Origin of the sequence: Tsuneonella suprasediminis, assembly GCF_003605755.1 — a bacterium.
Lineage (GTDB): Bacteria > Pseudomonadota > Alphaproteobacteria > Sphingomonadales > Sphingomonadaceae > Tsuneonella > Tsuneonella suprasediminis.
Genome location: NZ_RAHJ01000020.1, coordinates 56,751 through 69,606 on the forward strand (window position 1 = coordinate 56,751; position 12,856 = coordinate 69,606).

10 protein-coding genes are annotated in these 12,856 nt (G+C 61.3%); 3 read left to right on the plus strand and 7 right to left on the minus strand.

Annotated features, from left to right (window positions below):
* Positions 1-80 precede the first annotated feature (80 nt).
* The 4 genes from dnaE to D6858_RS12270 form a co-directional block, all read right to left on the minus strand.
* Positions 81-3,647, minus strand: a complete 3,567-nt coding sequence (dnaE, locus tag D6858_RS12255; protein ID WP_120110918.1) for a DNA polymerase III subunit alpha — start codon at positions 3,645-3,647, stop codon at positions 81-83.
* Between the two features lie 71 nt (positions 3,648-3,718).
* A complete protein-coding gene (locus D6858_RS12260; RefSeq protein WP_120110921.1) occupies positions 3,719-4,198 on the minus strand; it encodes a glutathione peroxidase in 480 nt (159 codons plus the stop codon).
* A 53-nt stretch (positions 4,199-4,251) separates the two neighbouring features.
* Positions 4,252-4,932 carry an ABC transporter ATP-binding protein gene (locus D6858_RS12265; protein ID WP_120110924.1) on the minus strand — a complete coding sequence of 227 codons (681 nt, stop codon included), beginning with the start codon at positions 4,930-4,932 and terminating at the stop codon, positions 4,252-4,254.
* On the minus strand, positions 4,925-6,166 hold the full coding sequence (locus tag D6858_RS12270; RefSeq protein WP_120111257.1) for a lipoprotein-releasing ABC transporter permease subunit: 1,242 nt from the start codon (positions 6,164-6,166) through the stop codon (positions 4,925-4,927). Before D6858_RS12270 ends, D6858_RS12265 begins: the two co-directional genes overlap by 8 nt.
* A gap of 170 nt (positions 6,167-6,336) precedes the next feature.
* Between D6858_RS12270 and purF the strand changes: the two genes are divergently transcribed.
* The 3 genes from purF to D6858_RS12285 all read left to right on the plus strand — a co-directional run bounded on the left by purF (position 6,337) and on the right by D6858_RS12285 (position 8,987).
* A complete protein-coding gene (purF, locus tag D6858_RS12275) occupies positions 6,337-7,809 on the plus strand; it encodes an amidophosphoribosyltransferase (protein ID WP_120110927.1) in 1,473 nt (490 codons plus the stop codon).
* Entirely contained in the window at positions 7,809-8,519 is a 711-nt protein-coding gene (locus D6858_RS12280) for an SDR family NAD(P)-dependent oxidoreductase (RefSeq protein WP_120110929.1), read from the plus strand. Before purF ends, D6858_RS12280 begins: the two co-directional genes overlap by 1 nt.
* A gap of 120 nt (positions 8,520-8,639) precedes the next feature.
* On the plus strand, positions 8,640-8,987 hold the full coding sequence (locus D6858_RS12285) for a PilZ domain-containing protein (RefSeq protein ID WP_120111260.1): 348 nt from the start codon (positions 8,640-8,642) through the stop codon (positions 8,985-8,987).
* A gap of 6 nt (positions 8,988-8,993) precedes the next feature.
* On the opposite strand, the gene D6858_RS12290 is transcribed toward D6858_RS12285, so the two are convergent.
* Genes D6858_RS12290 through D6858_RS12300 form a run of 3 tightly spaced genes read right to left on the minus strand, consistent with a single transcriptional unit; the run spans position 8,994 to position 12,849 of the window.
* On the minus strand, positions 8,994-10,172 hold the full coding sequence (locus D6858_RS12290; protein ID WP_120110932.1) for a serine hydrolase domain-containing protein: 1,179 nt from the start codon (positions 10,170-10,172) through the stop codon (positions 8,994-8,996).
* On the minus strand, positions 10,172-11,431 hold the full coding sequence (locus tag D6858_RS12295) for an SAM-dependent methyltransferase (protein ID WP_120110935.1): 1,260 nt from the start codon (positions 11,429-11,431) through the stop codon (positions 10,172-10,174). Before D6858_RS12295 ends, D6858_RS12290 begins: the two co-directional genes overlap by 1 nt.
* Positions 11,432-11,463: 32 nt before the next feature.
* Positions 11,464-12,849, minus strand: coding sequence for a cryptochrome/photolyase family protein (locus tag D6858_RS12300; RefSeq protein WP_120110939.1), 1,386 nt, complete (start codon positions 12,847-12,849; stop codon positions 11,464-11,466).
* Positions 12,850-12,856 lie beyond the last annotated feature (7 nt).

The following is a 12,856-nucleotide window of genomic DNA, read 5'->3' on the forward strand; positions in this document are numbered from 1 at the left end:
ATTCGAATGGGCGGTATGGCTTTCAGTCAGATTGCTTCGCTTAGTTCGTCGGTGCAAGGAAAACCCGACACAAAGTGTGTTCAGGCAACCAGACGCAAGCGAGCAGGCCCCCGCTGCGTGGTCAGCGAAACGTTGCTGAGCCCATCGATCGCGGCAAGACGCTCTGCCAGTTCGCCGTCCAGCTGATAGCTCCAGCCAAGCCGCACGACAGGTTCCCGCCCCTCGCCGGTTTTCAGGCGAACGCACACCTCCCCTCTCCCCTCGGGGCCGGGAGCAAGTTCCATCTTTAATGCGTCAACCGCATTCACATCGAACAGATCAAGGGAGAGACGCATACGCGCCCCGGCCTTCACGTCTTTCAGCGGACGTCCGCTGCGCACAGTGATCCGCGGCGGTTCATCCGGGCTGGGGGAATCGAGTTCGACATTGAGCAACACACAGGTGCCGTCTTCCGCCCATTTCTGAAAGCTGGCCACCAGCCCTTCTTCAAAGCAGGCGGCAGAGAATTGTCCGGTTGCATCGGAGAAATCCGCCCGGACGAAATCCTTGCCCTTGCGAGTGCGCCCTTTGTTCACCTTCTCGACCATCACAGCCATAACGGCTTGTGCCCGGCCACCCCCAGGCGCCCCGCCGTCCATCAATGACGCGTAACTGCGTGCGCCGTTGGCCGATGCAATCTCGCGGAACTGCTGCACCGGGTGTGCGGAGAAGAAGAAACCAAACACCTCCCGCTCTTTCGCCATCCGATCGGCACGAGGCCATTCTTCGACTTCGGCAAGCCGCAGGCTGTCGGCATTGTGATCGTCCCCGCCGAACAGGCCCTGCTGGCCACTGGTGCGCTCCCGCGCGGCAGCATCGGCCACCGCCATCAGCATTTCCGCGTTGTCATGCACTTTGGCGCGGTTGGGTTCGAGGTGATCCAGCGCCCCGGCACACGCAAGCGCCTCCAGCTGGCGGCGGTTCATCGAACCCGGCGGAATGCGTTCGAACAGTTGCTGAAGACTTTCGTACCAGCCATGCGCTTCGCGTTCTGCAACGATGGTTTCCATCGCCTTTTCACCGACATTGCGGATACCGGCCAGCGCATAGCGCACGGCATAGCCATCGTCGGTCCGTTCGACAGTGAATTCCGCTTCGGATCGGTTGATATCCGGTGCCTCTACCGCAATCCCTTGCCTGCGGGCATCGTCCACGAAAATCGCCAGCTTTTCCGACTGGTGCATATCGAAGCACATCGATGCCGCGAAGAATTCTTCCGGGTAATGCGCTTTCAGCCACGCTGTCTGATACGCCAGCAGGGCATAAGCGGCAGCGTGCGATTTATTGAAGCCGTATCCTGCGAACTTGTCGATCAAATCGAATAGTTCGTTCGCCTTTTTTGCATCGATATTCGACACTTCGGCGCAGCCTTTGATGAAACGCTCGCGCTGGGCGTCCATCTCTTCCTGCTTCTTCTTACCCATCGCGCGGCGCAGCAAGTCTGCATCGCCCAGCGAGTATCCCGCGAGGATCTGCGCGGCCTGCATCACCTGTTCCTGATACACGAAAATCCCATAGGTTTCCGCCAGGATGCTTTCGAGTTTCGGGTGCGGATATTCGATGGGCACTTCGCCCGCCTTACGTTTCCCGAAAAGGGGAATGTTGTCCATCGGCCCCGGCCGATAGAGCGATACGAGCGCGATGATGTCTTCGAACTTGGTTGGCTTCACCGCAGTCAGCGTCCGCCGCATCCCTTCGGATTCCAGCTGGAACACACCGACGGTATTACCGACCTTGAGCAATTCGAACACACCGGGATCGTCGATCGGCAGCATCGACAGATCGATCTGGATGTTCCGCTTCTCCAGCAGTTGCACCGCCTTCTTGAGCACCGACAGCGTTTTCAGGCCGAGAAAGTCGAACTTCACCAGCCCTGACCCTTCGACATATTTCATGTCGAACTGAGTCACCGGCATATCTGAACGCGGATCGCGATAGAGCGGCACGAGCTGATTCAGCGGACGATCGCCGATCACCACCCCCGCCGCGTGTGTGGAACTGTTACGCGGCAACCCCTCCATTTGCATGGCAAGGTCGATCAGGCGCTTAACCTCTTCCTCGCTATCGTATTCGCGCTTGAACTCGCTCACCCCGTTCAGCGCGCGCGGCAAAGTCCACGGTTCCGACGGGTGGTTGGGCACCATCTTGCACAACCGGTCAACATGGCCGTAGCTCATTTGCAGGATGCGGCCCGTATCGCGCAGCACGGCGCGCGCTTTCATCTTACCGAACGTGATGATCTGCGCGACGTGATCGTGGCCATATTTCTTCTGGACATAGCGGATCACTTCGCCGCGGCGGGTTTCGCAGAAGTCGATATCGAAGTCGGGCATCGACACGCGTTCCGGGTTGAGAAAGCGTTCGAACAGCAGGCCCAGTCGGATCGGATCGAGATCGGTAATCGTGAGCGCCCACGCAACGAGGCTGCCCGCCCCCGAACCGCGCCCCGGCCCCACGGGGATATCCTGTTCTTTCGCCCATTTGATAAAATCGGCAACGATCAGGAAATAGCCGGGAAAACCCATCCCGACGATGATGTCGATTTCAAATTCGAGGCGCCGTTTATACTCGCGAACCTCGTCCCACACGCCCGCATCGTGCAACAGCGGAAAATCTGCCTCAACCGTTTCCAGATCGTTGCCAGGACGGCAGAGTGCATTCGCCAGCTCTGTGTGGAGCGTGTCGGAGTAATAAGGCTTCAGCCGTTCGACGAGGCCTTTGCGCGAATCCTCGCTCAGCATCCGCGCCTCGCCTTCCAGGTCGCCAGCGAGACTTGGCAGGATCGGTGCGCGCTTGGGCGGGATCGCCGCGCAACGTTGCGCCAGCACCAATGTATTTGCCAGCGCCTCTGGAAGATCGGCGAACAGATCCTCCATCATCGTGGCGGATTTCACATACGCTTCGGGGTTGGAGCGCGGCCGTTCGGACGCATCGATATGGGTCGAATTAGCGATACAGAGCATCGCATCATGCGCGGCATGGAAATGCGGATCAGCGAAATTGGCCGGATTGGTCGCCACCAACGGCAGATCGCGCGCATAAGCGAGTGCGACGAGGGCGTCCTCTGCCTTATCGCAAATGCTGCTGCAATGCCGCGCCAGTTCAACATACAGCCGCCCCGGAAAGAGGAGCATCAGCCGTTCGGCCAACGCATCGCCATCATCGGTGCGTCCATCTGCGAACAGACGGGTCAGCCCGCCTTCTGCCGCTCCGGTCAGAGCGATCAGGCCATCGGTCCGCCCTTCGAGATCGGATAGCTGTACATGAGCGGCCAGTTCCAATGGACGTTCGAGGTGCGCCTTGCTGATCAAGGCACACAGATTGTCATAACCGGCTTCGTCCTGAGCATAGAGCGGCAGGTAATCGACTGTTTCGCTGCCATCGCCGCGCCCGACGCCGAGCAAGGTTCCGACAACCGGCTGAACGCCCATATCGATACAGGCATCGGCAAATGCGACCGATCCATAGAGGCCGTTCCGGTCGCAGATCGCGATGGCCGGGAACCCGCGATCCTTCGCCAGACGGGCGATCGCCTTGGGATCGATAGCCCCTTCGAGCATCGAGTAGCTGGAGAGGACACGCAGCGGTACAAATGGAGCAAAGGCCATTTTCGCAGATTAGGAATTTCAGCCTGATTCGCTAGGGTTCGGCAGCGGAGAATTCTCCACAGCCTGTGCATTCACAGCAGCGCTTCGATATCCTTCTCGATACTTTCCGGCTTATCGTTGGGCGCATAACGCCGCACGACCTTGCCATCGCGACCAATCAGGAACTTGGTGAAATTCCATTTCACTGCCTTGGTCCCCAACACGCCGGGCGCTTCCGCCTTGAGCCAGTCGTAAAGCGGGATGGCATCGTCACCGTTGACGTCCACCTTCTTCATCAAGGGGAAGCTGACATCATAGGTCAGCTTACAGAAACTGGCGATTTCTTCGGCATTGCCCGGTTCCTGATGCCCGAACTGATTGCAGGGAAAGCCGATCACTTCGAACCCACGATCCGCAAATTTGCGCTGCAATGCCTCCAGCCCCTCGTACTGAGGGGTAAAGCCGCACTTGCTGGCGACATTGACGATCAGCAGGACTTTGCCTGCCTTGGCCGACAGATCGAGCGGCGAACCATCGGGCAATTCGACAGTGAAATCGGCAATCGTGGTCATCGCTCGCTCTCCAATCTTGTGAAGTATCGTGATCGGCGCAGCGTATCACGCCTTCACGCCAGTATGCCATCCTTCAGGCGCACGACCCGGTCCATGCGCGCTGCAAGCCGTTCGTTATGCGTGGCGACCAGCGCAGAGCTGCCCTCCCCACGAACGAGGTCCAGAAACTCGGCCAGAACTTTGTCCGATGTCGCTTCGTCCAGATTGCCGGTCGGTTCGTCCGCCAGCACGAGATGGGGGCGATTGGCCAGTGCGCGGCCCACAGCAACGCGCTGCTGCTCGCCGCCGGAAAGCTGGCTTGGCCGGTGCTCAAGCCGGTGCTCCAAACCCAACCCGCCGAGGATTTCCGCCGCACGCTCTTCCGCCTCAACGCGGTCTCTCCCCGCGACCAGTTGCGGAATCACGACATTTTCCAGCGCCGTGAAATCGGGCAGCAGGTGGTGGAACTGATACACAAAGCCGAGATGTTCGCGGCGCAGCTTGGTGCGTCCATCGGTCGGCAGCGTGCTGGCATCCACCCCGGCGATCTCGATCTTGCCGCCAAAGCCGCCTTCCAGCAGGCCGACCGCCTGCAACATGGTCGATTTGCCGGAGCCGGACGGGCCGAGCAGCGCGACAATCTCACCCGGTGCGATTGTCAGGTTTACGCCGCGCAGAACGTCGATCTTCACCCCGCCCTGTTCGAAAGTGCGGGTGAGATCGGTAAGACGGACAACGGGTTGATCGTTATTCATAGCGCAGCACCTGCACCGGATCGGTACTTGCAGCCTTGAAGGCCGGATAAAGCGTAGCGAGGAAACTGAGCGTCAGCGCCAGCAGGCAGATCGCCACAATTTCCACCGGATTGGGCCGCGACGGCAGTGTCGAAAGGAAGCGGACCGACGGATCCCACAGGTTTTGCCCTGTCACATACTGGATCGCATCGACGATCCCCTGACGGAAGAACAGCACGATAAACCCGAGTGCCAGGCCCGCCCCGGTGCCAACCGCCCCGACAGTGAAGCCAGTGGTGACGAATATCTTGAGCAGACTGCGCCGCGTGGCCCCCATCGTTCGCATGATCGCGATGTCGCGCGTCTTTGCACGCACCAGCATCACCAGACTCGACAGGATATTGAACGCAGCGACCACGACGATGATCGACAGTGCGAAGAACATCGCCACGCGTTCGACCTCCAGCGCCTGAAACAGCGACGCATTGATCTGTTTCCACGTCGACACCACTGCGCGCCCGGCCAGCGCCTGCTTCACCGGCGCGAGGATCTCGCCCACGTTGTCCGCATTGGTCGTCTTGACCTCTATCATGCCAATGGTGTCGCCCATCAGAAGGAGTGTCTGGGCATCGGGGATCGGCATCACGACAAATGAATTGTCGTAATCATACACACCGACTTCAAAGATAGCGGAGACTGTATAGCCGATCTGGCGCGGCATCGTCCCGAACGGAGTCGAACGGCCCGCCGGATTGATGATCGTGATCGTATCGCCAACCCGCACACCGAGGTTTTCCGCCAGTCGCGAACCGATCGCCACATTGGAAGAATCGGACTTCAGATCAGCGATGTTGCCCGCCACGACATCGGGGCGCAGACGGTTGATATCGTCCTGTGTGTTCCCACGAACCTGCACGCCTTCCACCCGGCCGTTGAACGTCACCAGCAACGGCTGTTCGATCAGCGGGCTGGCGCGAACGACACCGGGGGTGGCGCGCACTTGCTTGAGCACGCCCTGCCAGTCGTCGAGCCGCCCGCCATATGCCTGCACAATGGCGTGGCCATTCAGGCCGACAATTTTGTCGAGCAATTCGGCGCGAAAACCGTTCATCACGCTCATCACGATCACCAGCATGGCGACCGACAACATGACCACGCCCACGCTGATCCCAGCGACGAGCGCGATGAAGCCCTCGCCCTTGCCCGGCATCATATAACGTTTGGCGATGGTCCATTCGAAGGGAGAAAGCAGCAATGTCAGCTCATCTTTTCCGGTTATTGGCTGGATCGCTGCGGCGTGTAGGGTGCGCGGCAAGGCGGCGCAATGCGAAAAGCATGTGACGTAGCGCGCACTGCCCTTGTAATCGCGGCGTAACATCGCCATTGAGCGCCGCATACACGCCGCCCCGCCGAGGCTTGCCGGATATGATGCCCATACACCCCTTCGAAGATTCCAACGGGGACACACTGCATGAAGAATGCGGTGTGTTCGGTGCCATTGGCGCACCCGATGCCTCCACTGTAACCGCTCTGGGCCTCCACGCCTTGCAGCATCGTGGACAGGAGGCGGCAGGCATCTGTTCTTTCGATGGCGCCGAATTCTATTCGCGCCGCGGGCTGGGCCATGTGGCGGAGAATTTCTCCACACAGGAAGCGCTGGCCGAACTGCCCGGCACGATGGCGGCGGGCCATGTCCGCTATTCCACCACCGGTGGATCGGGTCTTCGGAACGTGCAGCCACTCTATGCCGAACTGGCGGCGGGTGGATTCGCCGTGGCGCACAACGGCAATTTCTCCAACGCGCAGACTTTGCGTGACGAACTGGTGGCCAAAGGGGCGATTTTCCACTCGACCTCCGATACCGAAGTCATCATCCACCTCGTCGCAACCAGTCGTTATCCGACCACTATCGACCGCCTGATCGATGCCCTGCGTCTGGTCGAAGGGGCCTATGCACTGATCGTGCTGACCCCCGAAGGACTGATCGCCTGCCGCGATCCGCTGGGCATCCGCCCGTTGCAGATGGGCAAGCTGGGCGATTCGACGGTATTTGCTTCGGAAACGGTCGCGTTTGACGTAATCGGCGCGGAATTCGTGCGGCAGGTTCAGCCGGGCGAGATTGTGCGGGTCGATTTCGACGGCAACATCGATTCGCTGCACCCGTTCGGCAATCGCAAGGCCCGGCCCTGCATCTTCGAACACGTCTATTTCAGCCGCCCTGACTCGATATTCGACGGCCGCAGCGTCTATGCCGCGCGCAAGGCGATTGGGGAGCAGCTGGCAATTGAAAGCCCCGTGGATGCCGATCTGGTCGTCCCTGTGCCGGACAGCGGCGTGCCCGCCGCCATCGGCTATGCCCAGCAATCGGGTGTGCCATTCGAACTGGGCATTATCCGCAGCCACTATGTCGGCCGCACATTCATCCAGCCCAGCGACAGCGCGCGCCATTCAGGTGTGAAGCGCAAGCACAACGCCAATCGCCATCTGGTGGAAGGCAAGCGGATCGTGCTGATCGACGATTCGATCGTCCGCGGCACCACCAGCCTCAAAATCGTCGAGATGATGCGCGAAGCCGGGGCCAAGGAAGTGCATTTCCGCGTCGCCAGCCCACCCACCGCGCATAGCTGTTTCTATGGCGTCGATACGCCTGAACGGTCCAAACTGCTGGCCGCGCGAATGGAAATCGAACCGATGCGCGAATTTATCAAGGCCGACAGTCTGGCATTCGTGTCTATCGACGGCCTTTATCGCGCAGTCGGCGGAGCGACCCGCGATGGCAAGTGCCCGCAATTCTGCGATGCCTGCTTCACCGGCGATTACCCAACTTCGCTGACCGACCTCGAAAAGCGCACATCGCAAGAGGCGCAGCTTTCTTTCCCCGTTCACAAGGTTGCCTGATGTCTGAAAACAAGCCGCTCGACGGGCGCATCGCGCTCGTAACCGGTGCGAGCAAGGGTATTGGTGCTGCAACCGCCGTTGCGCTGGCCGATGCCGGGGCGCACGTGGTGCTCACTGCCCGCGACGTGAAGTCGCTCGAACAGGTCGAGGATACGATTCACGAACGCGGCGGATCGGCCACGATTGCACCGCTGGACCTCAGCGAATCCGATGGCATCCCCCGCCTCGCCGCCGCGCTGGCGCAGCGGTGGGACAAGCTCGACATCATGGTTATCAACGCCGCTTATCTGCCGGTGTTGACGCCTGTTACCCAGATCGATCCCAAGCAGTTCAGTCAGGCACTCACAGTGAACGTGCTGGCGACACAGGCGCTGATCGCGGCATTCGATCCTCTGCTGAAGCGCGCCGACCATGCACGGGTGATTGGTCTGACCAGTTCGGTCGGCGCCACGCCGCGCGCATATTGGTCCGCCTATGGCGCGACCAAGGCCGCGTTCGACAACCTGCTGGAAACTTACGCTTCGGAAGTGGAGAAGCTGGGCGATATTCGCGTGGCGATCCTCGATCCGGGGGCAACCCGCACGCAGATGCGCGCCCGCGCCTATCCGGGCGAAGATCCGGCAACGGTGAAGCCGCCGGAAGACGTTGCCGCGCGCATAGTCGCGCTGGTGCAGGAAGACTTTCCCACCGCACATCGCGAGCGCGTTTAAATTCTGGTAACTACACCCGATAACCCGGCGTAAATCATCCCCTTGCACGATATTCCTCACGCGTCGCGAGGTGTGCCGCACAAGCGCACCTCGGGATATTACACTGGGGATTTGGCAACGATGGTTACCAACGAAGACCGTTATTCGTCCGCCGCGCAGGAAGATCGCTGCGCGCCGCGCACCCGGATCACCATTCCCGCACAACTGCGGATCTCAGGCGGTCGACCGTTTCAGACCGTAGTCCACGATCTGTCGCTGGGCGGTTTTTCCGCCGCTGCGATCAACCGCCTGCATCCCGGCCAGCGCTGCTGGCTGACGCTGCCTGGCCTCGAAGCGCTCCAGTCACAAGTCGTCTGGTGGGACAACTCGATTGTCGGATGCGCTTTCGACGACCTGCTCAGCCCTATCGTCCACGATAACATCCTCGCCCGATTTTCGGGCGGAGGCGTGTTCCGCACGACTGCCTGACCACTCTTATTGAGCGGCAGCTTTCCGTACATCGTCGATCATTTTGAGGCGCGGTGTTCCATATGTATCGCTGCTGGCGACGGGCCAGTCGGATACGATGGCGACGACCAGCTTCTGTTCCGGCACAATCGTGATCGACTGTCCGAAAATGCCCCGCGCACCGAACACGTTATCGGGGTAAGTCCACCACTGGTATCCGTAGCCGAACCCCTTCCCCAGATCGACTTGCGCGCTGCCCGCCTTGACGAACCACCCCTCCGGTTCGCTTGGCTTGCCACCTTCCATGACCCACTGCCCCATCCGCGCATAGTCCGACAGGTGCAAGGAAAGGCAGCAGCCGCCGATATTGCTGCCGGTGAGGTCGGTCATCCAGAACAGACCGCCTGCGAAGCCCGCCGGATCGACGATCTTCTTCTTGGCATAGGCTGCCAGCGACTGCCCCGTGGCAGCGGTGACGATATCGCCCAGCAGGTTCGTTTCCAGTGTCTTGTACACCCACTTACTGCCTGCAGGTGCTTCGCGTGTCAGCTTGCGGGCATAGGTTACGGCCTGCGATTCGCCGTCCACCGGAGCCACAGTGAGCATTTGCGCCACATCGCTTTCCGGATCGGCGTAGTCTTCGTTCCACTTAACCCCCGATGTCATCGTAGCGATCTGTTCCACTGTCACGCCATCGTAAGCCGTGCCTTTCAGCGCGGGGAGATACTTCGTCACCGGATCCGACAGACTGCCGATAAATCCATCCTTGAGCACCGCGCCAAGCAAGCTGGACGTGAAGCTCTTGGCGACGGAGAAGCTGGTCCACCGCCCGTCCGGGCCGAAGCCGAGGCCGTATTTCTCGTACCGGACTTTGCCATCTTGCAGCACCATGATTCCGGCGGCGTTCTGGCTGGCGAGATAGGCATCCAGCTTGGCCACCGTTGCCGCATCGAACGGCTTGCCCGCAGGCAATACGCGGACTTTTGGCGCAGGCGTAGTGTCGAACCCGGCGAAGTAGTCCTCCATATGGGCGAAGCGATAGTCGCGCGTCTTCTGATCCCAGAACAGCACCTGTTGTTCGCGCACCGGGATCGCCTGAGAGGGTGTCGTCGCGAAGACATCGGGTTTCGCCGCGTCAGTCGTCGTTGCCGTTGTCGCACATGCCGCCAGCGACAACGCCGCCAGCGAAACCATTATCTTACGCATCACCTCTCCTTCACCAATGTGACCTGATGTACATCGATCCCGCCGCCACGGAACCCGCCTTCGCAATATTGCAGGTAGTAACGCCACAGGCGCACGAACCGGGCGTCGAACCCGGCGGGCAGTTTGCCCGCCTCTGCCGCCCGGTCGAACCGTTCGCGCCACAGGCGCAGCGTTTCGGCATAGTCTTGTCCGAAGTCGGTCTGATCGACCCAGCGCAGCCCTCGCTCCGCCGCCAGCGCGCGGAAATCGCTGGTGCGGATCAGCAGGCCGCCGGGGAAGATGTAGGCCTGAATGAAGTCGGCGCTGCGGGCATAGGCATCGAACAGGCTGTCTTTCATGGAGATATACTGGATCCCCGCGCGTCCGCCGGGCTTCAGATTGCTGGCGATGCAGTCCATGAACGTGGGCCAGTATTCGCGGCCCAGCGCCTCGACCATTTCGACGCTGGCGATGGCGTCGTATAGCCCCTGCACATCGCGATAGTCCTGCTTGCGGAATTCGACCGATCCTCGCGCTGGCGGCGATGCAGCGCGACACCAGCCAAGCTGTTCGTCCGACAGGCTGATGCCGGTAACACGCGCGCCGTATTCAGCCGCGATATGCTGCGACAGCGATCCCCAGCCACAGCCGATTTCGAGCACATCGGCACCCGTCGGCAGATCGAGCCGCTGCGCGACCGCGGCGATCTTGGCCCGTTGCGCCTGATCGAGCGTCATGCCCTTGTCCGCGAACAAGGCACTGGAATAGCTCATCGTTTCGCCCAGCCATTGGGCGTAGAAGTCGTTACCCAGATCGTAGTGCGCGTGGATATTGCGCACCGATCCGGCGGGGGTGTTGCGGTTGAGCCAGTGCGCGAAGCGGGCGGCGAGCCGGAACGGGCCGCGCGACCGGCCCGTGTTCCCCAGCGAATCGCCATTGGCCATGAACAGCGCGAACAGCGGCACGGGATCGGGGCTGTCCCATTCACCCGCTTCCCACGCCTGAAACAGCCCGATCGAACCGTTGGTCGCCAGACGCAGCAGAGCGCGCCAGTCTTTCAGGTGGACTTCGGCGGTAAAGCCCGGTGCCCGTCCGCCCAGTGTGCGCCGGGTGCCATCGGGCAAAGTCCCGTGGATCGCACCGCGTTCCAGCCCCGCGTCGATCCGGTCGAGCACTTTGTGCAGACCCGGCGCCAGCATGCGCGCGAACAGGCCTGGGCTACGCTCGAACCGCGCACCTGCATCCAGCAGGTCTTTCCCTCTCAGCCCCTCTGCCCTCATGCCATTGATATGGACCCGGTATGGGTCGCAATTCAACCCTCCTCCTTCGCCGCGCGCCAGGCGGAGAGAGCGCGTTCCCGCGCTTCCCTGTGGCCGACGACCTTCACCGGATAATCGCCCCGGCAATCATCGGGCGGGTCGTGGATCTGGTCGTCAGGCAGGTCGGCCAGTTCGGGCACGTATTCGCGGATATATCCAGCCGCGTCGAACTTCTCGCTCTGGCTCAGCGGCGCCATGATCCGCACGAACATGTTGGAATCGACCCCCGTTCCGGCCACCCATTGCCAGTTCACCGCATTGTTGGCGAAATCGGCATCGACCAGACAATCCCAGAACCACCGTTCGCCGTGCCGCCAGTCGATCAGCAGATGCTTCACCAGAAAGCTGGCCGCGATCATCCGCACCCGGTTGTGCATCCAGCCGGTCTGCCACAACTGACGCATTCCCGCATCGACGATGGGATAGCCGGTCATGCCCCGCTGCCACGCCTGCAACTCTTCCGCGATCAGATGCCCGCGATTGGGATTGCGCCACAGACCGGCATAGCCATCGCGATAGCTTTCGCTGGCATAGCCGGGGAACTGGCAGATCACGTTCTGGGCATAATCGCGCCAGATCAGCTCTTTGGCATAGGTCGCCCACCCTTCCCCGCGCCGCCCGTCGAGCCGGTGCCAGATTTGCGCGGGCGATATCTCGCCCCAGTGGAGATGCGGCGAGAGGCGGCTCGATCCATCCTGCGACGGCTGGTTACGCGCATCGGCATAGGCTGCGACATCGCCAGACCATTCTTCCAGCCGCTCGTGCGCGGCCGCCTCCCCCACTTGCCAGAAAGCTGCGATCCCACCCGACCAGTCGGGCCGGGTCGGCAGCAGGTTCCAGTCGGCCAGATCGTCGCTGTCGGGCCAGCGATCGGGCGAATGGAGCGTTTCCGGTTCGGGCAGGCATTCGCGCGGCGGCATATAGTCGAGCACCGCTTTCGCGAAGGGGGTGTAGATCTTGTACGGATCGCCGCCATTGGTGGTCACCGCGCCCGGCGGCATCAGGTAATTGCCATCGTAGAGCCGCAGATCGACCTGCCCGGCCAGCTTTCCCTGCGCCTTGCGCCACCAGGGTTCGTAATGGCGTAGGGCGTGGACCGCCTCTGCCCCGGTTTCCTCCACCAGTTTCGCCAGTTCGCGCACCGCGTCGCCGCGCCGCAGAACGATGCGCGAATGGCGCTGCGCCAGCGAGCGGCTGAGGCTTTCCAGACTGTGATGCAGCCACCACCGCGCTGCACCGCCAATCGCGCGGTCGCCCGCCGTTTCGTCGTCCAGCACATAGACCGGGATCACCGGCCCCGCCTGTGCAGCGGCGTGAAAGGCGGGCTGGTCGGCCAGTCGCAAATCCCTGCGAAGCCATACGATCTGCGGAGCGCTCATGGGTTCA

Excerpts from the sequence above, each read along its gene's own strand:
- dnaE (WP_120110918.1), bottom strand. The coding sequence starts at position 3,647 with ATGGCCTTTGCTCCATTTGTACCGCTGCGTGTCCTCTCCAGCTACTCG.
- D6858_RS12260 (WP_120110921.1), bottom strand. The coding sequence starts at position 4,198 with ATGACCACGATTGCCGATTTCACTGTCGAATTGCCCGATGGTTCGCCG.
- D6858_RS12265 (WP_120110924.1), bottom strand. The coding sequence starts at position 4,932 with ATGAATAACGATCAACCCGTTGTCCGTCTTACCGATCTCACCCGCACT.
- purF (WP_120110927.1), top strand. The coding sequence starts at position 6,337 with ATGATGCCCATACACCCCTTCGAAGATTCCAACGGGGACACACTGCAT.
- D6858_RS12280 (WP_120110929.1), top strand. The coding sequence starts at position 7,809 with ATGTCTGAAAACAAGCCGCTCGACGGGCGCATCGCGCTCGTAACCGGT.
- D6858_RS12285 (WP_120111260.1), top strand. The coding sequence starts at position 8,640 with ATGGTTACCAACGAAGACCGTTATTCGTCCGCCGCGCAGGAAGATCGC.
- D6858_RS12290 (WP_120110932.1), bottom strand. The coding sequence starts at position 10,172 with ATGCGTAAGATAATGGTTTCGCTGGCGGCGTTGTCGCTGGCGGCATGT.
- D6858_RS12295 (WP_120110935.1), bottom strand. The coding sequence starts at position 11,431 with ATGAGGGCAGAGGGGCTGAGAGGGAAAGACCTGCTGGATGCAGGTGCG.
- D6858_RS12300 (WP_120110939.1), bottom strand. The coding sequence starts at position 12,849 with ATGAGCGCTCCGCAGATCGTATGGCTTCGCAGGGATTTGCGACTGGCC.